22 protein-coding genes and 1 tRNA gene are annotated in these 21,660 nt (G+C 63.3%); 15 read left to right on the top strand and 8 right to left on the bottom strand.

Going from position 1 to position 21,660, the window contains the following annotated elements; all coding sequences use genetic code 11:
• Position 1: 1 nt before the first annotated feature.
• Positions 2-697: an HAD family hydrolase gene (locus C443_RS15785; RefSeq protein WP_005537586.1), complete on the top strand. Its 696-nt coding sequence runs from the start codon at positions 2-4 to the stop codon at positions 695-697.
• Positions 698-736: 39 nt separating this feature from the next.
• On the opposite strand, the gene C443_RS15780 is transcribed toward C443_RS15785, so the two are convergent.
• Positions 737-1,546 carry an SDR family NAD(P)-dependent oxidoreductase gene (locus tag C443_RS15780; RefSeq protein ID WP_005537585.1) on the bottom strand — a complete coding sequence of 270 codons (810 nt, stop codon included), beginning with the start codon at positions 1,544-1,546 and terminating at the stop codon, positions 737-739.
• Positions 1,547-1,823: 277 nt separating this feature from the next.
• On the opposite strand from C443_RS15780, the gene C443_RS15775 reads away from it, so the two are divergent.
• A complete protein-coding gene (locus tag C443_RS15775; protein WP_005537584.1) occupies positions 1,824-2,267 on the top strand; it encodes a MaoC family dehydratase in 444 nt (147 codons plus the stop codon).
• A gap of 30 nt (positions 2,268-2,297) precedes the next feature.
• On the opposite strand, the gene C443_RS15770 is transcribed toward C443_RS15775, so the two are convergent.
• A complete protein-coding gene (locus C443_RS15770) occupies positions 2,298-3,437 on the bottom strand; it encodes an acyl-CoA dehydrogenase family protein (protein ID WP_005537583.1) in 1,140 nt (379 codons plus the stop codon).
• A gap of 222 nt (positions 3,438-3,659) precedes the next feature.
• Between C443_RS15770 and C443_RS15765 the strand changes: the two genes are divergently transcribed.
• The 6 genes from C443_RS15765 (at position 3,660) to C443_RS15740 (ending at position 9,695) form a co-directional block, all read left to right on the top strand.
• Positions 3,660-5,030, top strand: coding sequence for an ABC transporter substrate-binding protein (locus tag C443_RS15765; RefSeq protein ID WP_005537582.1), 1,371 nt, complete (start codon positions 3,660-3,662; stop codon positions 5,028-5,030).
• 3 nt (positions 5,031-5,033) lie between these two features.
• Positions 5,034-5,921, top strand: a complete 888-nt coding sequence (locus tag C443_RS15760) for a branched-chain amino acid ABC transporter permease (protein WP_005537581.1) — start codon at positions 5,034-5,036, stop codon at positions 5,919-5,921.
• Positions 5,914-7,035, top strand: coding sequence for a branched-chain amino acid ABC transporter permease (locus C443_RS15755; RefSeq protein WP_005537578.1), 1,122 nt, complete (start codon positions 5,914-5,916; stop codon positions 7,033-7,035). Before C443_RS15760 ends, C443_RS15755 begins: the two co-directional genes overlap by 8 nt.
• Positions 7,032-7,769, top strand: coding sequence for an ABC transporter ATP-binding protein (locus tag C443_RS15750; RefSeq protein ID WP_005537577.1), 738 nt, complete (start codon positions 7,032-7,034; stop codon positions 7,767-7,769). The genes C443_RS15755 and C443_RS15750 overlap by 4 nt, the downstream gene beginning before the upstream one ends.
• A complete protein-coding gene (locus C443_RS15745; RefSeq protein WP_005537576.1) occupies positions 7,766-8,482 on the top strand; it encodes an ABC transporter ATP-binding protein in 717 nt (238 codons plus the stop codon). Before C443_RS15750 ends, C443_RS15745 begins: the two co-directional genes overlap by 4 nt.
• Positions 8,483-9,359: 877 nt before the next feature.
• Entirely contained in the window at positions 9,360-9,695 is a 336-nt protein-coding gene (locus tag C443_RS15740) for a hypothetical protein (RefSeq protein ID WP_005537575.1), read from the top strand.
• Between the two features lie 772 nt (positions 9,696-10,467).
• On the opposite strand, the gene C443_RS15735 is transcribed toward C443_RS15740, so the two are convergent.
• Together C443_RS15735 and C443_RS21810 are read right to left on the bottom strand one after the other, a co-directional pair.
• Positions 10,468-11,457, bottom strand: coding sequence for an aldo/keto reductase (locus tag C443_RS15735; RefSeq protein ID WP_005537574.1), 990 nt, complete (start codon positions 11,455-11,457; stop codon positions 10,468-10,470).
• Positions 11,458-11,574: 117 nt separating this feature from the next.
• Positions 11,575-11,724: a hydrogenase maturation nickel metallochaperone HypA gene (locus tag C443_RS21810; RefSeq protein WP_167321083.1), complete on the bottom strand. Its 150-nt coding sequence runs from the start codon at positions 11,722-11,724 to the stop codon at positions 11,575-11,577.
• Between the two features lie 257 nt (positions 11,725-11,981).
• Between C443_RS21810 and C443_RS15730 the strand changes: the two genes are divergently transcribed.
• Positions 11,982-13,163: a pyridoxal-phosphate-dependent aminotransferase family protein gene (locus tag C443_RS15730; protein ID WP_005537573.1), complete on the top strand. Its 1,182-nt coding sequence runs from the start codon at positions 11,982-11,984 to the stop codon at positions 13,161-13,163.
• A 137-nt stretch (positions 13,164-13,300) separates the two neighbouring features.
• On the opposite strand, the gene C443_RS15725 is transcribed toward C443_RS15730, so the two are convergent.
• A tRNA-Tyr gene (locus C443_RS15725) sits at positions 13,301-13,374 on the bottom strand.
• Between the two features lie 265 nt (positions 13,375-13,639).
• Between C443_RS15725 and C443_RS15720 the strand changes: the two genes are divergently transcribed.
• The 3 genes from C443_RS15720 to ftsZ all read left to right on the top strand — a co-directional run bounded on the left by C443_RS15720 (position 13,640) and on the right by ftsZ (position 15,921).
• Positions 13,640-14,266 carry a double zinc ribbon domain-containing protein gene (locus tag C443_RS15720; protein WP_005537571.1) on the top strand — a complete coding sequence of 209 codons (627 nt, stop codon included), beginning with the start codon at positions 13,640-13,642 and terminating at the stop codon, positions 14,264-14,266.
• 237 nt (positions 14,267-14,503) lie between these two features.
• Positions 14,504-14,680: a ribbon-helix-helix domain-containing protein gene (locus tag C443_RS15715; RefSeq protein ID WP_004515010.1), complete on the top strand. Its 177-nt coding sequence runs from the start codon at positions 14,504-14,506 to the stop codon at positions 14,678-14,680.
• 2 nt (positions 14,681-14,682) lie between these two features.
• Complete coding sequence (ftsZ, locus tag C443_RS15710) at positions 14,683-15,921, top strand: cell division protein FtsZ (protein ID WP_005537569.1); 1,239 nt, start codon at positions 14,683-14,685, stop codon at positions 15,919-15,921.
• A 101-nt stretch (positions 15,922-16,022) separates the two neighbouring features.
• Here ftsZ and ncsA read toward each other — a convergent pair whose 3' ends face one another.
• The 3 genes from ncsA to C443_RS15695 form a co-directional block, all read right to left on the bottom strand.
• Positions 16,023-17,018 (bottom strand): tRNA 2-thiolation protein NcsA, encoded by a 996-nt coding sequence (gene ncsA, locus C443_RS15705; protein ID WP_005537567.1) that lies wholly within the window; start codon positions 17,016-17,018, stop codon positions 16,023-16,025.
• 88 nt (positions 17,019-17,106) lie between these two features.
• Positions 17,107-17,805: an alpha/beta hydrolase gene (locus tag C443_RS15700; RefSeq protein WP_049944095.1), complete on the bottom strand. Its 699-nt coding sequence runs from the start codon at positions 17,803-17,805 to the stop codon at positions 17,107-17,109.
• A gap of 89 nt (positions 17,806-17,894) precedes the next feature.
• Complete coding sequence (locus tag C443_RS15695) at positions 17,895-18,920, bottom strand: DUF2332 domain-containing protein (protein WP_005537564.1); 1,026 nt, start codon at positions 18,918-18,920, stop codon at positions 17,895-17,897.
• Positions 18,921-19,090: 170 nt separating this feature from the next.
• Here C443_RS15695 and C443_RS15690 point away from each other — a divergent pair, with 170 nt between their 5' ends.
• The 3 genes from C443_RS15690 (at position 19,091) to C443_RS21510 (ending at position 21,619) form a co-directional block, all read left to right on the top strand.
• Positions 19,091-20,569: a phytoene desaturase family protein gene (locus C443_RS15690; protein ID WP_005537562.1), complete on the top strand. Its 1,479-nt coding sequence runs from the start codon at positions 19,091-19,093 to the stop codon at positions 20,567-20,569.
• Positions 20,570-20,670: 101 nt separating this feature from the next.
• Complete coding sequence (locus C443_RS15685; RefSeq protein ID WP_005537561.1) at positions 20,671-21,321, top strand: DUF7095 family protein; 651 nt, start codon at positions 20,671-20,673, stop codon at positions 21,319-21,321.
• A 67-nt stretch (positions 21,322-21,388) separates the two neighbouring features.
• A complete protein-coding gene (locus tag C443_RS21510; RefSeq protein WP_005537560.1) occupies positions 21,389-21,619 on the top strand; it encodes a hypothetical protein in 231 nt (76 codons plus the stop codon).
• Positions 21,620-21,660 lie beyond the last annotated feature (41 nt).

Raw genomic sequence — 21,660 nt, 5'->3', positions numbered from 1 at the left:
CGTGAGCGAGAGTCCAGATGTCGAGGCCGTCTTCTGGGATATCGGCGGCGTCATCCTTCGGATGGCGTCCGTCCGAGCGGCCCACCGCGAGTTTGTCGAACGCCTGTGTGCGGAGTACCCGGCCACTGCGGATTCCGACGCGGCCCTCGAACGATGGCGGAACGTCCTCGGAACGTACTTCGGCGAGCGCGAGGGGACAGCGTTCCGGCCCGCCCGCGAGGGCTACCGGCGGGCAATCGATGAAATTCTGACAGTCAGTCCCAAGGAAACCGAGTGGGAAGCACTGTTCCAAGAGATCCGTACCGAACAAGTCGAGCCCAATCCCGACGCCGTCGCGGCAATCAAGGACCTGGCAGACGCGCCACTCCATCAGGGTGTGATCAGCGACGTGGACGCCGACGAGGGTGAGCAACTGTTGCGGACCTTCGGCGTCTGGGACACGATGGATTCGTACACCGCTTCGGAGGCCGTCGGTCGAACCAAGCCTGACCCGGCGATGTTCGAGACAGCGCTGGGAAAAGCCGGGGTCGAACCGGCACAGGCCGTGATGATCGGTGATCGCTACGAACACGATATGGACGGCGGAACGCGGGCCGGGCTGTGGACGGTCGCCTACGGGGCCGAAGACGGACCCGCCGTGGATGTGGCTCTTGACGATCTCCGAGAGCTGCCGGACTGGCTCGGCGTTTCGAAGTGAGACCGCGGCTTCGACCGTCGGTACTGGAACTCCCAGCGCTCAGATGTCAGGCGTCTCTTCGAGCCGTGGGACGCCGGCGGCAGTGATCGTCTGGCCGACGATGTACGACGAGGCCGGACTGGCGAGGAACAGCGCGATGTCGGCGATCTCCTCCGAGAGACCGATGCGGCGCTCGACGGCCTCGCGGTCGATATTGTCGGCGCTGACACCCATCTGTGACTCGACGCCCGGCGTGGCGACGAAGCCCGGCGCGATGCAGTTGATGCGGATGTCGCGGTCAGCCCACTCCGCCGACAGCGTCGACGTAAGATTGCTGACGCCGGCTTTTGCGGCCCCGTAGTGGCTCATGTACGGTGCGCCCTGTTCCCCGGCGACGCTGGAGAGGTTGATGACCGTCCCGCCGCCGTCCGCGGCCAGCGCGTCGCCGGCCGCCTGCGTGCAGTGGTAGGTCCCGTGGAGGTTGATGTCGACGATGGTTTTCCAGCCGTTCTCGCTGATGTCGTCGAACCCGGACATGAAGCTCGCGCCGGCGTTGTTCACGAGCACGTCCAGCCCGCCGAACTCGTCGACGGTCGCTTCCACTAGCGCCTCGACGGCCTCGCGGTCTGTCACATCGCATTCGATAGCGACCGCGTCACCGGGCCGGTCGCTCTCGTTGATTTCGTCGGCCACCGGTCCGACGTTGTCCTGCTCGCGCGAGCAGACAACCACGTCGGCCCCGTCAGCCGCGAACTCCTCCGCGATTGCCCGACCGATGCCGCTCGATGCACCCGTTATAATCGCCCGCTGACCTTCCAGACGAAACCGCTCCGTGTGTGACTTTGACATCGCATCGGACATCTCGGGCATCCGCAATAAAGCTACGTCCTGAGTGTTCTCTGCCGGATTCCGTTGAATATAGTTGAACAGCCAGAACAGCCTGTGGGCGCTGTGTCTCCCTGAGGTGGCGTCGCGAGTAACCGGCGATCCCCGGTAGCATTAACACCGGTGCGGGACACGGTGACGATGTGTATGTCTAGCAATAGTAGCGGACCACAGTCCCGGGACCGGCGGGTGCGAACGCGGCAGTGCCGACTCGACCAGCAACCGAAGCGTCGTGCCACGGCCGCTTGTGAGGGCCGGTAAGATGGCCGGCGAGTTCGATGCAGTCGAGGTCGGCGACGGCTTCACCACGTCGGGCCGAACCATCACCGAGGCCGACGTGGTCAACTTCGCGGGTGTCAGCGGGGATTTCAATCACCTCCACACGAACGCCGAGCGGATGGCCGACTCGGGGTATGGCGAACGAATCGCCCACGGTGCGCTGGTGTTTTCAATCGTCACTGGCCTGCTGTGGCAGGCCCGCGACGAGGCCGAAAAGCGCCACATGGTCGCGTTCTACGGCATCGACCGGCTTCGGTTCGTCAAGCCGGTGTTCCTGGGCGATACAATTCACGTCGAGGCCGAGATTGTCGACACCGAACGGCGGGACCATCCGGTTGCGACGGGCGTCGTCCGGACCGAAGTCACCGCCGTGAATCAGGCCGACGACGCTGTCTTCTCGGCCGAGTTCCTGACGCTCCGGCGGTAGGCTGCGCGATCTCTCAGCTTTAGTGCAGTCTCACAGCACGCGGTCGGCGATGATGTTCTTCTGGATCTCGCTGGTCCCTTCGTAGATCTTGGTGATGCGGGCGTCGCGGAAGTACCGCTCGACGTTGTGGTCGGTGACGTAGCCCGCGCCGCCGTGGACCTGAATCGCCTCGTCGGCCACGTCGACGGCGTGCTCGCTGGCGAACAACTTCGCCATGCTGGCCAACTTCGTCGCCACATCGAGGTTGCCAGAATCGATGGCGCTGGCGGCGCGATACGTAAGCGACCGCGCAGCCTCGACGTTGGTGGCCATCTCCGCGATCTTGTGTTCGATGGCCTGGAACTCGCTGATCGGCTGGCCGAACTGCTCGCGCTCGTTCGCGTACTGGATCGAGTCGTCGAGAGCGGCTTGCGCGGTGCCGACGGCCTGTGCGGCCACGTTCGCCCGCCCGCTCGCGAAGAAGTCCATCAACTGGTAGAAGCCAGCGCCCGCTTCTCCGATGAGGTTCTCCTCGGGTACGCGAACGTCGTCGATGATGATTTCGGCCAAGTCTGACGCGCGGATGCCGAGTTTGTTATCGATTTTTTCCGCCTGCAGGCCGTCGGTGTCCGTCGGCACGAGGAACGCGCTGATGCCCTCGTGGCCGGCGTCGGGGTCGGTTTTTGCCATCACGACCATCACATCGGCGACGGTGCCGTTCGTGATCCACATCTTGTTGCCATTGAGTACCCAGCCGTCGCTGTCGCGTTCGGCGTACGTCTCGATACCGGCCACGTTCGAGCCGTGGGCGGGTTCGCTGATGGCGCTAGCACACGCCGACTCGCCGCTGGTGATCTTCGGCAGCCACTTCTCTTTCATCCACTCGTCGCCGTACTTCTGAATCATGCTTGACCCGAAGCCACGGGAGCCGATTGCGCTCCCGATACCCGGGTCGGCACGCCACAGTTCTTCGGTGACGACGACGCCAGTGAGGCTGTCCATCCCCGCACCACCGTACTTCTCGGGGACTTCCGGCGCGATGAGGTCGTACTGTGCCGCCTGCTCCATCAGTTCCTCCGGGTAGCGCTTCTCCCTGTCGCATTCCGTTCCGAGTGGCTCTATCTCGTTCTCGCCGAATTCACGCACTGCTTCTCGGACTGCCGTCTGCTCGGCCGTCAAGCTAAACGCCATATTCGATGTGTGATGGCCACCCAAATATAGATTTGGTCGACTGTGTCTTCTGCGTGCCGGGGCAGACGGCCACGGAGCGCCCACTGTCGACATGGGCTCTGATGGCCAGCCCATCGTGACCGTCCCGCTGTACCTGTGAGGGAGCTTGGAACAGACTGCGGACTCTCCCGCATCTTTAATGTGAATGGTTTGGTACGTGGTACCACCCAACGAGGGTAGACCATGGCAGACCCAACGAGCACACCCAGCGACAGGAGCACAGCATATACCAACGGTATCGGTCGGCGGTCATTCATCAGAGCGGCCGGGGCGAGCGCAGCGCTCGGACTGTTCGCCGGCTGCAGCGGTGACGGCGGCGGTGGTGGGGAGAACCCTGATCGAGGTGGTGGCATCTCCGAGACGGTCACCATCGGCCACCTCGCACCGCTGAACAACCCACTCGGCATCGGCTCGAAGCGGTCGGCGGAGATGGCGGTCGCGGAAATCAACGACGACGGTGGTATCGCCGACCAGACCGTCGAACTCGTTACGAAGGACACGCGGGCGTCGCCGTCCGAGGCGCGCACCGTCGCAGGCGAGTTGGTCCGACAGGAGGAAGTCGACGCCATCGTCGGCACGTTCTCCAGCGAGGTGACCCAGTCCATCATGGACCTGGTGTCGGAGTTCAACACGCCGTTTCTGGTCACCGGCTCCGCCGCGCCGAGCACCGTCACGGAGTTCGTCGCGTCCGACTACGAGCGCTACAAGAACACGTTCCGGGTCGGGCCGGTGAACTCCCACTTCCAGGCGGAGGTCATCAGCCAGTACGCCAGCCACCTCTCGGACCGCCACGGGTGGAATACGTTCGCCGTCGTCGCCGACGACGCCGAGTGGACGACGGTGTTCCGGAACCGGCTGGTCGACCTGCTGAGGGAGGCGGACTTGGACGTACCGATGGTGAACGGGCTGGCAACTGATACCACCTCATTCGGGTCGGTGCTAGACGACGTGGACGAGGTGGGCGCGGACGCAATGTTCCGCTTCTTCGCGCACATCAACGGCGGGCCGATGGCGGCCCGCTGGGCGGAGGGCGAGTACGAGTTTGGCATCGAAGGAGTCCACGTCGCGTCGATGCTGCCGGCGTACTACCAGCTCACCGAAGGCGCGGCGGCCTACGAGACGACGACCCAGTCTGGCGCGGCGGGTGTCACCGACATCACGTCGAAGACGGTCCCGTTCACGGAGTCGTACATGGAGAAGTACGGGGACGCCGATGACCCGCCGAGCAAGCCGATGTACATGGGCTTTGTGACCTACGACGCGATACACGTTTTCAAGAACGCCGCCGAGCGCGCCGGTACCGTCGACCAGGAGAACAACCTCGATACAATTGTCGACGCGCTGCTCCAGACCGACTTCACTGGAGCGGCCGGGCAGGTCCAGTTCTACGGGGCCGACGAGACGTACGCCCACGACCTCCGAGAGAAGCGGGACAGTGACGGCATCATCACGAACTACCCGCTTACCCAGTGGCGCGAGGGCGGGTCTCTGGAGTGCGTCTACCCGGAGGGCTTGCGGACCGCCGAACACGCCGCGCCACCGTGGATGGGGTGAACGATGCTCGGAGACATTGCCAGCGTCATCGTCGACGGCGCGCTCATCAGCGCCGTCTACGCCCTGATCGCTATCGGCTTCACCATGGTGTTTGGCGTCGGCGGCGTGTTGAACCTCGCCCACGGCGCGCTGATAATGGCCGGCGCGTACACCTACCTGAGTCTCGTCTCGGACAGTATCCTTGCGAGCGTGACGCTGCATCCGATAGTCGCGTTCCCGCTCACAATCGTCATCGTCGGGCTCATTTCCTACGGTCTCTACGTCGTGCTGGTCCGGACCATCGAGGAGAACGTCGTCATCACGTTCCTCGCGACCATCGTGGTTGCCATCGCCTTCACCGAACTCGTCACGCTTGTGTTTCACGCTCAGCCCTACCAGTACAGCGTGGTACCGGGCGTGCTGCAGGTCCAGGCGCTCGGGACCCGCATTCTCTACGTGGAACTCGCGGCCTTCGTCGCCTCCTGGGGTGCGATGGGGCTGCTCTGGTACTACGTCACCAAGACCGACAGCGGCCGGTCGATACGCGCCACCTCGATGAGCGAGCGCGGGGCCATGCTCACCGGCGTCGACGTGTCCGGCGTGCGTGCCCGCACGTGGCTCGTCGCGGGCGGCTTGGCTGGCATCGCCGGCGTGTTCCTGGGCGGTATCGGGGCGGCCGAACCGACGATGTGGCTGGAACCGCTCGCGCTCGCCTTTATCATCGTCGTCGTGGGCGGCATCGGCTCCATCAAGGGGTCGGTCGCCGCCGCCTACATCGTCGGCTACCTGCAGACGGCGACCGGACAGTTCCTCGGACAGAGCGTCCGCGGTATCATGTCGCTGGTGGTCCTCGTGGTCGTCCTGCTGGTGCTGCCACAGGGCCTGTACGGCACGGAGTTCGTCCATGAGTGACCGAGAACAGACCGGCCGAGGTATCGGCCGGCTCGTTGGCCGCGCCGAATCGGTCCTGAGAGACACCCTCCTCGCGCAGGGGGCCGGCGTCGTCGGGGCGGTCGGCCGGCCAGCGGAACGGCTGCTCTGGCCGGTCGCGGAGCGGTACAACCGCAGACTCGGCGAGCGTTTCGGCGAGGTCACCGGCCTGCAGTTGTTGCTGCTCGTAGTGGCCTTCGGCGGCCTCGTCACCGCGCCGCTGTGGGGCCAGGACTACCTCAGACCGCTTACGCTTGGCGCGGTCTGGGCCGTCTTCGCGATGGGCTGGGACATCCAGAGCGGCTACACCGGCTACATCAGCTTCGGCCACTCGGCGCTGTCTGGGGCGGCCGGATACACCACCGGCTTGCTGGTGCTCCATCTGAACCCGGGGCTATCGCTGTTTGTCACAGTCCCGCTGTCGATACTCGTGACGACGGTGCTGGGGCTGGCCATCGCCGTCCCCTCGCTCCGGCTCCGTGGCCCGTATTTCTCGCTCGTCACCTTCGTCACCGTCCTGCTGTTCTACCGGTTGACGAAGGCCCTGAGCGAGTGGACAAACGGCCTTCGAGGCATCCGCGTCGACGTGTTCACCTACGACCTGACGCTGCAGTACTACATGGTTGTGGTGTCGATGCTCGCCGTTGCGGCCACGCTGACCTACGTCGGGCGCTCCGACGTAGGCACCGTGCTGGTCGCCATCCGGGAGAACGAGGACGCCGTCTCCGCGGCCGGGCTGGACCCGACGAAGTTCAAGCTCTGGTCGTTCGTGTTGAGTGCGGTCCCGATGGGCATCGGCGGCGTCCTGCTCGCCCACGTCAATGCGGGCGTGGATCCCCAGACGTTCGTCATCGTGGACAACAGCATCCAGATGATAGCGATGGCGGTCATCGGCGGCATGAGCTCGATTCTGGGGCCGCTCGGCGGCGCGTTCCTGTTCGTTGGACTCCGGGACGTGTTCCTCGTCGGCCTCGGCGAGGAACTGCGCTGGCTCGCCCTCTGGCTGCTCGTTCTCCTCGTGCTGGTGTTCGCTCGGGACGGACTGTTCCGTCTCCTCTGGCGTGCGCTCGGCGCGCTGGGTGGTGACCGACGGTGACGCTGCTGTCGGTTGAGGACTTGACCAAGCAGTTCGGCGGCCTCGTCGCCGTCGACGACCTCTCCTTTGGCGTCGAGAGCGGCGAGATACTCGGCCTCATCGGCCCCAACGGCTCCGGCAAGACGACCGTGTTCAACTGCATCATGAGCATCTACCAGGTGACCGGCGGGACAGTGCGCTTCGACGGGACGGACATCACGGACGACAAGACCCACGAAATCGTGAACCGCGGTCTGTCACGCGTCTCTCAGGAGTCCAACCCTATCGGGTCGATGACCGTCCGAGAGAACATCGAGCTATTCACGTTCCCCAACAGCATTCGCTCGCTCGACGGTGGCGCGAGCGACGAGGCAATCGCCAGTTACGCCGCACAGGTCGACATCGAGGACGCCCTCGACGACGACCCCGGCTCCCTGCCCCACGCCGACGTTCGCCGCCTCGAAATCGCGAAGGCCCTGGCGACAGAGCCGGACCTCCTCCTGCTGGACGAGCCCTTCGCTGGCCTGAACCAGACGGAGGTCCGGCGGCTCTCCGAGCAGTTCGAGTCGTTCCGCGAGCAGGGCATCACGATGGTCGTCGTCGACCACAACATGCGCGGGCTGATGGACCTCGTCGACCGGGTCGTCGTGTTGCACAACGGCCAGAAACTGGCGTCGGGTGACCCGGCCGACATCGTCGGTGACGAGCGGGTTCAGGACGCCTACCTCGCCGGGGAGGTGAGCGCGGTCCAATGAGAGACCCGCTGCTCGAAGTTGAAGACCTCGACGTGTACTACGGCAAGTCTCAGGCGCTGGACGGCGTTTCGCTGACCGTCGAGCGCGGGGAGATCGGCGGCATCGTCGGCCCCAACGGCGCGGGGAAGACGACGCTGTTGGACGCCGTTGCCGGCTTCCTCGACTATGGCGGGACGATTCGGTTCAACGGGCGAGACGTGGCCGACCTCAACCCCCAGCAGCTGGTCAACGACGGCCTCATCTACTGCACCGAGGACCGCGACCTGTTCCCGTTCTTCTCGGTGCACGAGAACCTGCTCATGGGCGCGCAGTTCCGCGAGGACCGCGACGCCGTCCGGGCCGACCTGGAGATGGTGTACGACCTGTTCCCGCGACTCGACGACCGCCGGGACCAAGAGGCCCAGACGATGAGCGGCGGCGAACAGCAGATGCTCGCCGTCGGCCGGGCGCTGATGGGCGACCCGGAACTGCTCGTCCTCGACGAACCAACGCTCGGGCTGGCTCCCGTCATCATCGACGACATCAGCGACGCCATCGAGACGCTGAACGACCAGGGCCAGACGCTCCTGCTCGTTGAGCAGAACGCCACGTTCGCGCTGCGCCACGCCCACCGGCTCTCACTGTTGGAGTCCGGCCGGGTCGAGCTCAGTGGCTCCGCCGCGGAGTTCCAGAACAACGACTACATCACAGAGGCGTACGTCGGCATCCACTGAGCGAGCGTCGGCGAACCGAACTCTCGGGCGTGTGCTAACACTACGTCCGTCGCCGGCTGGCACTCGCGCAGTCGCACTTCGCTGTCGATAGTTCGTATTCTCGAACAGATGCCGAATACAGTGAAAGCAACGGGTGGCCATCCATCGGACTACAGCGCCCCGCGAAATAGGCGCATATGTGGCTGTACGCACTTGCCGCTGTCCCCTACCATGTCGGTCCATTGCCGGCAAACGTAGAGCGCACCGGGATCAAACACAATCGATGTGTTGCTTGTTCCGTATGCTGAAACTAACAGTGTTCCACGGCACTGTGGCTCGCCGATAGCCCCGTCCAGCGGAAGAGACAGGAGACTGTTCAGTTCAGGGGAATAATAACCGTACTTTTGTTATCTTCCGGGACAAGAGAGAGCAGACTGCCCGAGCGTGTGTCGCCCGTGGGAGCGGATACACCGGCCCAGCGGCAGGGTACCAGTTGACGTGGACGAGTTAGCTGCCACCGGGCCGGGCTTACGCTACGACGCAGGCGCTTTTGATATCGTTCGACCTATCCGAACGATCACAACAGGGGCAGTGCGTCTTTGATGATGTGAGATTACCGAGACCACGGTAACAGACCTGGACAAGAATATATATTCAAATATGCGAAATACATCTAATTATTCCGGCAGAACGATATTGGATGGAAGATTTGACTACTAAATAGATGTTTCCACACGCACGTTAGGATAAATATTCTCCCAATACATAGTTATAGCTATACATATTGGACAGATAGTAACAGATATGCAACTCGCTTTTGCAGCGAAACAGCCGGTAGATGCGTCTGTTGTAACAAATATGGAAACGTATTTCTACAAGTGCGCATATATTTGCCCCTATGGGAGACGAAGAAGACATCGAAGCCGAGACCGTGTCAGTATCGATGGAGATATCGGGGAATTACGACGAAGTCATGTCGAAACTGGCGACAGAAGACGAGGGGTCGACGTCGCTCGTCTCGCTACTCGACGACCTCGAACAGTTGCTTGACACGGTAGTCCGGATGGACGGGGGGACACGCAGTGCAATTGCCCAGCAACTGCCCGAAGATATGACCGTCTCATTCGACGCCCAGGCGGTCGTCGATACGCTTCAGGTGCTCGAACGCTACGACCTCGTTGTCCTCGAAGGCAACACCTGGAAGCCCGGCCCGAAACTCACCACCGAAGAGTAAGAACCACTGCGACGGGTCCACCGAGGGCCAACCTGCTCACGCCGGGACGGCGTAGTGATTCACCACAGTCCGGCCGGTAGCGGGTGGCTAGTTCGCCACAGACGGTCAGTAATAGCCAAAGCCAGAGCTGTAACACCTGCCGAAGCATCAGTTGCGGCGTTCAATGGCGATGTATTCCCAGCTGGCGTGAACGAAGTGCAGTAGCGTCCTCCTGTCGCTCAGCCTGTCAGCCGACAGCATATAAAGAGCTGTATAACAAACATCGGATAACGTGGAAGACCGTATGCGAGCACGCTTCGTGCTCGTACTCTCCCGACGTCCACCGTTCCATGCTCCCCTGTACGGGACGGTTCCACGCCGGGTTTTGCCCACCCGGCGTTGGTCCTTGGTACATCGGTCCGACAGTCCCAGTCCAATGTCGGATACGGGATCTGAAACTCGACATTGATGGGCGCGACGCTGGTGTCCGGCAACACTGAATGGCACTTCCATCACGACGGTGTTACGGATGAGCTGGACAGGCAACGAGATCTTCACGACCTCGGGGCACGCTCAATAGCATGTCAGACACAGTGTCGTATTCTGACACGTCTATGTCCGAAAACTGTCTGTATTCGTATATATGCCAGCGTCAGAATAGTCAGTTTTAGTATGATAATCAACACACGAAAGCGCCCTTCGCAATAGAATTTTGACCCAGATTTTGCTGCTTCAATCGTATTCTACCGTCGTGGAGACACATATGTAATCAAACATATCCGCGGAGCGGTGACTACCAGCGGTGGTGGACATCACCGAAGACATACTCCTCGTAGATGTCACGCACCGCGCCGTGGACCTGATTCGAGAGCGGGTCCATTTCGCTGACTGCCGCGTTCGCTTGGACGTGCTCTGGATTGGTCGAGCCGGGGATGACAGTCGACACCGCGTCGTGGTCCAGGATCCAGCGCAGCGCCATCTGGGCCATCGTCATCCGCTCGGGGACGTGCTCGCGGAGTTCGTCGACGGCATCGAAGCCTTCGTCGACCGGGAGGCCGGCGAAGGTCTCGCCGCGGTCGAACGCCTCGCCTTCGATGTTGAAGTTCCGGTGGTCGTTCTCGGGGAACTCCATGTCCCGGGAGACTTTGCCGGTCAGGAGTCCGGAGGCCAGCGGGACCCGGACAATGACGCCGATGTCGCGACGCTTGGCCTCCTCGAAGAACCGCTCTGCGGGTCGCTGGCGGAACATGTTGAAGATTATCTGGACCGTCTCGACTTCCGGGTACTCGATGGCTTTCAGCGCTTCTTCGACGCGTTCGACGCTGACGCCGCAGTGATCGACCTTTCCCTCGTCTTTCAGCCGCGAGAGGGCGTCGAACGTCTCGGGCTGGTAGTAGGCGTCCGTCGGCGGGCAGTGCAGTTGCAGGAGTTCCAGCGAGCCGACCCCGAGGTACTCCCGGGAGCGGTCAACGTATTCCGAGAGGTTGTCGTAGTTGTACCGCTCGGCCGTGTGGGGGTCGAGCCGGCGGCCAGCCTTCGTCGCAACGGTCACCTCGTCGCGGACTTCGCGTTCGTCGAGCACTTCCGCGATGCGCTGTTCACTGAAGCCGTCGCCGTACACGTCGGCGGTGTCGATGAAGTCGACGCCGGCGTCGAGCGCGGTCCGGATCGTTTCCCGACCCTCCTCCGCCGAGACGTCGCCCCAGTCACCACCGATGTTCCAGGTGCCAAGTCCGACATCCGTCACGTCGTACCCTGTCGTCCCTAACTGTCGTCGGTTCATGGACGATCGTACCGTCGGCGGTCACTTGGTGGCTGTGGTACACGGCACCAATCTAAAAAAGGCAGTGTAGCCCGATAGCAGGCAGTCCGGTGGACGTGCCAGCGTGGACGCCGGGGGCTACGTGAGCCACTTCGTCCGGCGGATGTCGTACGCACCGCAGTCCGGACACGAGTGGTACTGAACGTCGAACGACGCCTGGCACACCAGACAGGTGTATCGGCGTCTCGGTTCCTCCCCAGGGGACGCAGCGTTATCGAACAATCCCATCGACGACCACACACCACCTTTGCAGTACGAGAGTAAAAACGGGGTAGATTGTTCACACCCTTCACAACAGTGGCGTCCGGCGATTGTGGTTATGGGGGAGGGTAGTGGCAGCCAATGACTGGCGACACAAAAGTGAGATTTACTGTACTATTGCGGTGAGGGAGTTCCGCTCTCAGCAGAGGTGTGGGACCGGCCCCGCCCTGAACAGAGCGGCGTGACCGCGGATTTTAATGCCCAGTCACCGGGTAACAGACGGTATGGACGAGGCACCCGCTGTCGGAGAGCTGTCACCACCGGACCGGACGCTGATGGGCCCCGGCCCGAGCGACGTACACCCGCGCGTACTCAAGGCGATGAGTACGCCGCTGGTCGGCCACCTCGATCCCTCGTTCATCGAGATTATGGACGAGGTCCAGGACCTCCTCCGATACACGTTCCGGACGGACAACAAGTGGACGATTCCGGTCTCCGGGACCGGGTCCGCGGCGATGGAGGCGGCCATCGGCAACGTCGTTGAACCGGGCGACACGATGCTGGTCCCGACGAACGGCTACTTCGGCGACCGGATGGCGAGCATGGCCGAGCGCGCGGGTGGCGAGGTCGTCACCGTCGACGCCCCTTGGGGCCAGCCGCTCGACCCGGCAGCGGTCGAAGCGGCATTCGACGAACACAGCCCGGACGTCTTCGGGTTCGTCCACGCCGAGACGAGCACCGGCGTGCTCCAGCCGTCGGTGCCCGAACTCACTGATATCGCCCACGCAAACGACGCGCTGGTCATCGCCGACAGCGTGACCTCGCTGGGTGGCGTCGAACTCCGCGTCGACGAGTGGGGCATCGACGTAGCCTACTCCGGCCCGCAGAAGTGCCTCTCCTGTCCGCCGGGCGCGAGCCCGCTCACGCTCAACGACGATGCGATGGACAAGGTCCTCTCCCGCGAGTCCGAGGCCCGCTCGTGGTATCTAGACATCTCGCTGCTGGAAGGATACTGGGGCGACGAGCGCGCCTACCACCACACGGCTCCGATCACGAACGTGTACGCGCTCCGTGAGGCGCTACGACTCGTCGCCGAGGAGGGCATCGAGGACCGCTGGGACCGCCACCTGCGCGTCGCTGGCGCGCTGAAAGCCGGGGTGGAGGGCATGGGCTTGGAGATGAACGCCCCCGAGGACTTCTGGCTCCCGAGCCTGAACACCGTCCGCGTCCCCGACGGCGTCGACGACGGCGCGGTCATCCAGCAGTTGCTCGACGAGTACGACCTTGAGATCGCCAGCGGACTGGGTGCACTGGAGGGCGACATCTGGCGTATCGGCTGTATGGGCCACTCCGCTCGTCGCAAGAACGTCAGCTACCTGCTTGCGGCGCTGGGCAACGCACTCGGTGAGCATGGCGCGACTGTCGACGTGGATGCCGGACTGGCGGCAATGAGCGAGCGCTTCTGACACTACACCAAGCCGGCACCAGCGATTTCATCTTACAGATCCGCTGGAACAGAATCATCTCGTGGAGCTCCGCTGTTCGAAGTCACACGACGGATCAAGTCCTGTTCACAAGCATTCGACACCAACTGAAAACCAAGTCCGCCCTCCCCGATTTGAACGGGGGACAAGTCGATCTACAGTCGACTGCTCTACCAGTCTGAGCTAAGGGCGGTCGACACCCGAAAATACCCTGCCGTCCGGACTTAAGGGTTGTTATTCGTGGAGGGTTCGCCGAACGGTCACACGACGCGGAGTGACACACCGACCGGCGTCTGACACGTCTGACCCGCTTTCCGATCTTCCGATAGTGGATCGAAACGGTCTATCAACGGTGTCCGACCGAACAGAGATGTCTCGCGTCATGCCGGTAGCTGACGGGCGTCAGACAGCGCGGGAAGATTAAAATACCAGCCTGTATAATACCTTCATCGAGCCCGATGAGTAAAATAACGTTCCGTGCTGACGATGACCTCATCGACCAACTCGAGGCGTTCGACGCCTCGAAGAGCGAGGTCATGCGTGAGGCGCTCCGGGAGTACCTCGGAGACGCGTCACCGTCAGCGTCGGAGCCATCGTCGTCGGCGTCAGAGTCAGTGACCGACGCCGAGACGATCGACGAACTCATCGAAGAACGCGTCGACAGCATCATCGCCGACCGACTGCAGACGCAACGCCCACCTTCGCAGCCGCAGGATGTCAACGTAAACATCTCGTTAGACGGCGTAAGCGCAGGGGCAGCGAACGCCGAAACCGAACGACGGCGCACCACTGACCGAGGTGCAAGTACCGAGAGCGGGCGGTCCCACGACGAAAGTCAAGCGTCTGATACGAGCGGGCGTAAGACAGAAGCGGAAACACGGGACAGAACCGAGGTGGAAGAACGTAAGACGTGCGCACAATGTGGTGAAAACCTAGGTTCTGACCACGTTTACTGCCCGAACTGCGGTGAGAAGGCATCCCGCCGGGTGTTCTGTGATTGCGGCGATGAGATCCGATCGGACTGGGGTTTCTGCCCGGGTTGTGGCAGACGAACGCCCGCGGCGGATGTACTTGATCAGACCTAAACTAGCGTTTGCACGCGTTACACGCCCTCAAACGCCGTAAACGGGAAAGTGTATGACACTGCCCGTAAGTTTTAATACATCAGGGTCAGTGGTTTATTCTGCGTAAGACGGTCGTCTTACACGGCGGCGAACGCGAGGGGATGCCGCCCTCGTACTGCGGTTTCGCTGTGTAAACACTCGTGCGGGGCGTAAACGGATCCCGTCCGGGCCGTCTTACCCAAGGGGAAACTACCAAACATGGAGCGTGTGACACTACGGATTCCGAAGCAGCAGATTGAAGAGGTCGAACAGATGGTCGAGACGGGCGAGTACCCCAATCGGAGCGAAGCGATTCGCTCGGCGGTTCGGGAGATGCTCGCCGAGGAAGGCTCCGAACAGGCCTCCGAAAAGAAGCGGTCCTGGGCCAAGGTGTAACGATGCAGGATATCGTCAACGAGGCCCTCGAACGCGACGAGCAAGAAAAGAAGAAGATGTCCGACGAAGACGTCGACGGGTTCGGCGACCCGCGCATCGTCATCGTCGGCTGTGGTGGCGCTGGCAACAACACGGTCAACCGCCTGTACAACATCGGCGTCGAGGGCGCCGACACCGTGGCCATCAACACGGACAAACAGCACCTCAAGATGATCGAAGCCGACACGAAGATTCTGGTCGGCAAGTCCCTCACCAACGGCCTCGGTGCCGGCGGTGACCCGTCGATGGGCGAGCGCGCCACGGAGATGGCACAGGGGACTATCAAGGAAGTGCTGGGCGACGCTGACCTCGTGTTCGTAACCGCCGGCATGGGTGGCGGAACCGGGACGGGTGCCGCCCCCGTCGTCTCGAAGATCGCCAAGGAACAGGGCGCAATCGTCGTCGGCATGGTCTCGACGCCGTTCAACGTTGAGCGGGCCCGCACGGTCAAGGCCGAGGAAGGGCTGGAGAAGCTCCGCAACGAAGCGGACTCCATCATCGTGCTGGACAACAACCGGCTGCTCGATTACGTCCCGAACCTGCCGATCGGTAAGGCGTTCTCCGTGATGGACCAGATCATCGCCGAGACTGTCAAGGGTATCTCAGAGACCATCACCCAGCCGAGCCTCATCAACCTCGACTACGCCGACATGACATCGATCATGAATCAGGGCGGCGTTGCGGTGATGCTGGTCGGCGAGACCCAGGACAAGAACAAGACCGAAGAGGTCGTCAAGGACGCGATGAACCACCCGCTGCTTGACGTGGACTACCGCGGCGCGAGCGGTGGCCTGGTCCACATCACCGGCGGTCCGGACCTCACGCTGAAGGAGGCCGAGGGCATCGCACAGAACATCACCGAGCGGCTTGAAGCCGATGCCAACGTCATCTGGGGCGCACGGATTCAGGAAGAGTACAAGGGCAAGGTGCGGGTCATGGCCATCATGACCGGCGTCCAGTCCGCGCAGGTGCTCGGCCCGACAACCCAGAAGCAGGCCAACAAGTCCCGCGAGGCGATTCAGGAAGTCGGCGACGACACGTCCTTCGACGCGTCCGACAACGTCGAAAGCTTCGACAGCCCCGCTCCGAACAGCGGGAGTCAGAACAGCGGCGGTCGCACCACCGGCTACAGCGAGACTGACGGTGGACAGGACCAGCGCGAGAAGAACAACGGACTCGACGTCATCCGGACGAACAAGTAGCGACGTCCACGGTTCTTTTTTCGGGTTCTACGGCCACGAGCGATGGGTTCAGCGAAGTAGCAGACAACGACTCGCGGTGTCAGACAGAAACGGCGAACGCGTCAGACTGCTTCCAGGGCGTCCAGCAGATTGCACTTTCGACAGAGATCCCGCGCCGTCGGTGCGCCGCAGTTCTCACACTCGCCGTAGTCAGTGTCGCCGTTCTCGCCGCCGTAGGTGTCGGCAGCCAGCGCCGCGAGCTTCTCGTAGCCGGCCATAATCGAGTGGCGTGTGCCGGGGTGATTCTCCTCCAGTCCGAGCATAAGCTCCTGTATCTCGCCGCGGTAGGCCTCCTCGGCGTGGGGGCATTCGGTGATGTGTGCCGGGAGGTCCTGGAAGCGAGCGTACAGGGCGACTTCCTTCTCCGGGATGTCACGGAGCGGCTTGGCCCGTGGGATGTGGTGGTCTTGCGCCTCGCGTGTCTGCTCGGTGGGCGCGTCGGCAGACGAATCGAACGGACCCAGCGACGCCTCGAAATGCTTGGCGATCTGTGAGATGTCGCCTTCGAGGAAGTTCATCAGCGCCGTCTCGGCCTCGTCGTCGAGGTTGTGGCCGGTCAGGAGTTTATCTGCATCGAGTTCCTCGGCGTACTTCGAGAGAAGGTCACGGCGGAACACGCCACAGTAGGCGCAGGCAGCCATCCCCTCCGGATCGTCCTCGACAACATCGTCCATCTGGACGCCGAACTCTTCGGCGTAGGAGACGGTGACGTGTTCAATGCCGAGGTCATCGGTCAGTTCCTCGCAGGCCTCCAGGCTCGCGTCGCGGTACCCCTCGATGCCCTCGTGGATAGAAAGGGCGACCAGTTCGATGCGGGGGTCTTCGGCGAACGTGTCGTGCAGAATCTGCGTGAGAACGACGCTGTCTTTGCCGCCAGAGAGTCCGATGACCCACGTCTCAGGGTCCTCGACCGTGGCGTCGTCGGACACGAGGCCGTCCTCGCGGATGCGACGGCGAACCCGTTTCGTGACCGCTCGGCAGAGATGAGACTCACAGAGGTGAAGCCCGGAATAGGCCGCGTGTAACACCGCGTTCTCGCCGCATTTGTCGCACTCCATCGTAGCGAGTAGTCGTGGCCGCAATGGTGAGAGGGTTTCGTCTCGGGTCCGGCACGGCGGCTTACAGCGATTTCACTAGAGACGCCGTTCACAGCGCGTCAGGACCACGCTGTAACGCATCGAGGACCGTCTCGACGGTGTGCTCGCGGCCGCTTGAGGAGAACAGTTCGTGGCCGCCGTCGTACAGTCGGATACGGTCGGCCGGCAAGCGCTCCCCGACGGCACGCGGGTCGACAACGGCGTCCGTGAGTGTGCAAAACGCCGCGGCGGTGTCCCGGGCCGGCGGCAGCGACCGCTGGGCTCGAAACACCGTCCGGAGGAAGGCGGGCGAAACCGATGACGGGGCGTCGGCGAGCTGCTGGGCCGTCGCCAGGTTGCCGATGGCGTCGGCGTCCAGCGTATCGATAGGAATGAACGGTCTGGTAATCGGGAGCGATGCAATAGCGTCGAGCACCGGCCCTGGAACCGGAAAGTCACTGTCCCACCAGGGGCTCAGATACACCCGGTTTCCAATACCGTCGGCGTCGAGATGGGCCGCTGTCAGCCCGCCTGCGCTGTGTCCGAGCAGGTCGAACTCACCGATGTCGGCGATGTACTCCTGAACCGGGCCGATCCACTCCCGCCGGTAGTCGGTGATGTGTGTCGGCAGCTCGACGGCGTGGACGCAGTACGCCGTGGCAAGCTGGTCGATGAGCCACTGAACGTTCCGGTGTCGACACCGGTTCCCCCAGCCGAGGACGAAGAGGCAGTCTCGGGCAGCCCCCTCGTCGTACACGCGAATCTGCATACGCAACGTTCCCGCGGCGGCGACATAAGCCCGGGTGAACGCCCGATAGCCGCCCGTCGCGTTGTCGGCGTGCAAGCCCGTGCGTGCGCTCAGGGCTGCCACGACAGCCACGCGCCGTGTGGCTCGTAGTCGACGAGGTGGGTCGCCTCGACGCCGTCACCACCCCAGCGCTTCCAGTCCAGTCCCACTGACTCGCCGCCCGACAGGTCCCGCTGACCGGTGAGCCAGTGCAGCGGCCGGTCGGCCATCAGGTCTTCGAGCAACGTCGTCAACGCCTCGGTCAGTTCCGCTGGAACCTGATACAGCACGAGCGTGTTGACGACACAGACCGGGACGTCGGACGGAATCTCGTCGAGTACTGCCGGCAGGTCATCGAGCATATCGCCCTCGATAAGCGCAGGTGGGTCGTCCCGTGCAACCGTCAGTGCACCGTCTAAAACGGTGCGCCGCTCCTCGTGTTCGGGCCAGACGAGTGCGCGGAGCCAGTCCCTGTCGGCCTCGTCGGTCACGTCGAGCGGATTGCGGTCAAGCCCGACCCGGGAGCGGATGGCGGGCGGCGTCTCCGGGAGCGGCGGATCGTCATGTCGGACGCTGCTCTCGATGGTAATCGGCGAGTCGCGGTTACCCACTATGCGCCCGTCGTAATCGTAGCGGTAGCGGTCGAACAGCAGGTTCAGGCCGGCGCTCGGTCCGAGCTCCACCAGCGCGAGCGGCCCGTCGGTGGCGCGGGCCACCTGCGAGATGGCCGGGTAGAGGACCGCACTGCGCCGCACTGCGTTCGTCTGCGTGCGCCGGGTCCGCAGGAGCGGCCGGATGTCGTCGGCATGGTCGAGACAGAACTCGCGGAAGGCTGGAAAGCACTCATCGTCGGGATCACGCGCCCTCCGGGTGATGCTCGGGTAGTACTCGGCCAGCCGATGGGCAGGATTCCGGTCAAGCAGATAGTGGACCGCGGCAAGCAAGAGGTGCGGGGCCTGACGACCCTCGGGAACGGTCGATGCGATGTCGAGGATATCGCTGTCTTCCGCCGCCTCGCGACAAAGATGGGCGTACAACGGGGAGGAGTCGTCGGCCCATTCAGCCAGGTCCCGGAACTGCGTTCGGCGATCAGACATATCAGCGGGGACACTGCACTGACAATTGAGTGTTTGGCTGCCGGTAGGTACTATTTTGACCGGCACATATGTAGATGAATCAATGAGTCTGTGTCGGAAAAACGAACTCGGGCGAGTCACAGTCTTCACCACGGCCATTGAGTGTGGGGTACTCACACAGGTGGGGAGCCATGGGAACTGAGTCCGCAGACGTGGCCGTCATCGGGGGCGGTGTCGCCGGGATGAGCACGGCCGCACGATTGCAGGCGGACGGCTACTCGACGGTTGTCCTCGAACAGCACCACAACATCGGTGGCTGTGCAGGCTACTACGAACGAGCAGGGTTCCGGTTCGATGTCGGCGCGACAACACTGGTGGATTTCGTCCCAGAGGGTGTCGGTGGCCAGCTGTTGTCGGCTGTCGGCTTCGATCCCCCAGAAATGGCGATACAGGACGCCTACGACGTCTGGCTGCCGGACCGAACAGTGACGCTGTACCGTGATCAGGCTGACTGGGACGCCGAGCGGCGCACGAAACTCGGCGACGACGAGCGACATCTGGCGTTCTACGACTTCATCGACGACCTCTCAGCGCGGCTCTGGCGCCTTACCAGAACAGACGTCAAGATGCCGATACAGAGCGTTGGCGACCTCGTTCGGAACGCCAGTGCAGTCGGCTTTCGGGACCTGCCGCTGATCAGATACCTCCGCTGGACGATGGCCGACGCGATGCGCGCCCACGACGTGTACGACGACCGACCGCTCCGAGCAGTCGTCTCGATGCTCGTCGAGGATACAGTCCATGCTGCGCTCGACGACGCGCCGCTGTTGAACGCGGTCCTCGGGGTGACGATCCGTCGGACAGGGCTGGGCCGAGCGACCGGCGGGATGTACGGCTTCTGGCAGTCCTTCGTCGACCAGTACACGGACATCGGTGGGCGAGTCGAGACAGGCCGCACTGTCAGGTCAGTCACCAGAACCGGCGGCGACTTCCGTATCGACTCGACGGCTGGCCCGGTTCACGCAGACCAGGTCGTCAGCACTGTCCCGGTCCCCGTTACCAGAAGCCTCGCGCCAACGGTCGTCGGTGATAGACTCGACGAATACTGCTCGATGCTGCAAACCCACGAGGGGAGCGCACTCATGCTATTTCTCGGCGTCCCGGAAGCCGAGGTCGACGGCCGCGAGCGGACGCACCACCAGATTCTGCGGGCCTACGACGAACCGCTCGGCAACGGGAACAACATGTTCGTCTCCGTCTCCGCGCCGGGCGACGACGTGAGCGCACCGGCAGGCCACCGGGCAGTCATGCTGTCCACCCACTGCGCTGTCGAGCCGTGGCAGGACCTTGACGAGGCGACCTACGAGGAGGAGAAGGCAGCCGCCCGCGAGCGACTACTGGCAGGCGGCCGGACCGTCTATCCCGACCTCGGGACCGATCCGGTCGTCTCCGAGATGGCGACGCCGGCCACCTACGAACAGTTCACGAACAGACCCCGCGGGGCCGTCGGGGGATACAGGCAGACGCCGGCAAACGCGAATCAGGGGGCTGTGCCACAGGACGTGGGCGTCGAGGGGTTCTACCTCGCCGGCGACACTACGTGGCCGGGCCTTGGCACCGTCGCCTGTGTCAAAGGGAGCGAAATCGCTGCCGACCACGTCCGGGACTGACCACCACAGCGGGGCATGGATGGGCCACCCCGGCATGGCGACACGCGACGTGACGGGCACGGAGAGTCAGCGTTTAGGCCGCGCACGTAGTAGGACAGGCAATGAGGCTGGACCGTCCGGAGGCAGTCGAGCGGGTCGAAGAAATCGTCGCCACGGTCGAGGACGAGACGATGCCGGTCCCGGTCCGGGAGGTGTGGGTGTACGGCGACGTGGCGCTCGGGCTGGACCCGGTCGAGCGGCTGGACGTGTACGTCACCAAGGACATCCTGTTCAAGGACGCCCCGGAGCGTGCCGAGGAGTTCCAGCGCAGCCACGGCGTCGACGGCGTCGGCAAGACCGTCCGGGCCGCGTGGGCCGACGAACATCCCGAGTACATCCGCGCGAACGCCAACGGACACGCCGCCCCCGAGAAGTGTCTCGCCGCTCACCTCCTGAACGACGACGAACCGGTCCATCTGGAAGTGTGCAACGCCTCCTTCGAGGACAACGTCACCCAGCGGCTCAAGGGTGCAAAGATGCGAAACGACTACGAGCAGATTCTGGACCCCCGCGGGGCCTGCCTGTGGCTCGACGGCGAACGGTCGCCCGACGCGTTCCAGAAGCTCCGTGACAACGAGTTCGTCTTCCCGACGCTGACCCAGTCGCTGTCGATGCTCGGGATGGACGAGACGGAGGCCGGCGACGCCGCCGACGCGGTCAAAGAGTACCGGGCACAGCAGGAGGGAGCGACGGTGCGAGGCGACGTAGTGTAGGCAGTTACCGAACTGACTTTGACAAGCTGACTTACTGCAACCATGGCGCGTCGACTGTTGAGAACCGGTGTCCGCAGGCGGGACATTCGACGAGCCGCGAGCCGCGCTCGCCGTCGTCGACGGCAGCGAACCGACGGCTCCAGGTCACGTGGCGGCACTCCGGACAGCGGCGGACGAGCGGTGGTATCATGGGGAGACGCGAATCAGCACGTTCGTTCGTAGCCGCTTGCCCCGCAAGGGTCTATCGGCGGGCGACATCGCACCGGGTGGGGGCATCGGGCGTGAACACAGCCCATGACAACTACAACGCGGTTTTGAGCGAACAGAAGGAATACACCC

The organism is Haloarcula argentinensis DSM 12282 (genome assembly GCA_000336895.1).
GTDB lineage: Archaea > Halobacteriota > Halobacteria > Halobacteriales > Haloarculaceae > Haloarcula > Haloarcula argentinensis.
This window is presented reverse-complemented; position numbering and strand designations above follow the sequence as displayed.

Bases quoted from the DNA above. Each gene is read 5' to 3' on its own strand.
- C443_RS15755 (WP_005537578.1), top strand. From the start codon at position 5,914: ATGAGTGACCGAGAACAGACCGGCCGAGGTATCGGCCGGCTCGTTGGC.
- ncsA (WP_005537567.1), bottom strand. From the start codon at position 17,018: ATGGAGTGCGACAAATGCGGCGAGAACGCGGTGTTACACGCGGCCTAT.
- C443_RS15775 (WP_005537584.1), top strand. From the start codon at position 1,824: ATGGCCGGCGAGTTCGATGCAGTCGAGGTCGGCGACGGCTTCACCACG.
- C443_RS15780 (WP_005537585.1), bottom strand. From the start codon at position 1,546: ATGCCCGAGATGTCCGATGCGATGTCAAAGTCACACACGGAGCGGTTT.
- C443_RS15720 (WP_005537571.1), top strand. From the start codon at position 13,640: ATGAGTAAAATAACGTTCCGTGCTGACGATGACCTCATCGACCAACTC.
- C443_RS15690 (WP_005537562.1), top strand. From the start codon at position 19,091: ATGGGAACTGAGTCCGCAGACGTGGCCGTCATCGGGGGCGGTGTCGCC.
- C443_RS15695 (WP_005537564.1), bottom strand. From the start codon at position 18,920: ATGTCTGATCGCCGAACGCAGTTCCGGGACCTGGCTGAATGGGCCGAC.
- C443_RS15685 (WP_005537561.1), top strand. From the start codon at position 20,671: ATGAGGCTGGACCGTCCGGAGGCAGTCGAGCGGGTCGAAGAAATCGTC.
- C443_RS15740 (WP_005537575.1), top strand. From the start codon at position 9,360: ATGGGAGACGAAGAAGACATCGAAGCCGAGACCGTGTCAGTATCGATG.
- C443_RS15700 (WP_049944095.1), bottom strand. From the start codon at position 17,805: ATGCAGATTCGCGTGTACGACGAGGGGGCTGCCCGAGACTGCCTCTTC.
- C443_RS21810 (WP_167321083.1), bottom strand. From the start codon at position 11,724: ATGGGATTGTTCGATAACGCTGCGTCCCCTGGGGAGGAACCGAGACGC.
- C443_RS15760 (WP_005537581.1), top strand. From the start codon at position 5,034: ATGCTCGGAGACATTGCCAGCGTCATCGTCGACGGCGCGCTCATCAGC.
- ftsZ (WP_005537569.1), top strand. From the start codon at position 14,683: ATGCAGGATATCGTCAACGAGGCCCTCGAACGCGACGAGCAAGAAAAG.
- C443_RS15735 (WP_005537574.1), bottom strand. From the start codon at position 11,457: ATGAACCGACGACAGTTAGGGACGACAGGGTACGACGTGACGGATGTC.
- C443_RS15765 (WP_005537582.1), top strand. From the start codon at position 3,660: ATGGCAGACCCAACGAGCACACCCAGCGACAGGAGCACAGCATATACC.
- C443_RS15770 (WP_005537583.1), bottom strand. From the start codon at position 3,437: ATGGCGTTTAGCTTGACGGCCGAGCAGACGGCAGTCCGAGAAGCAGTG.
- C443_RS15745 (WP_005537576.1), top strand. From the start codon at position 7,766: ATGAGAGACCCGCTGCTCGAAGTTGAAGACCTCGACGTGTACTACGGC.
- C443_RS15730 (WP_005537573.1), top strand. From the start codon at position 11,982: ATGGACGAGGCACCCGCTGTCGGAGAGCTGTCACCACCGGACCGGACG.
- C443_RS15715 (WP_004515010.1), top strand. From the start codon at position 14,504: ATGGAGCGTGTGACACTACGGATTCCGAAGCAGCAGATTGAAGAGGTC.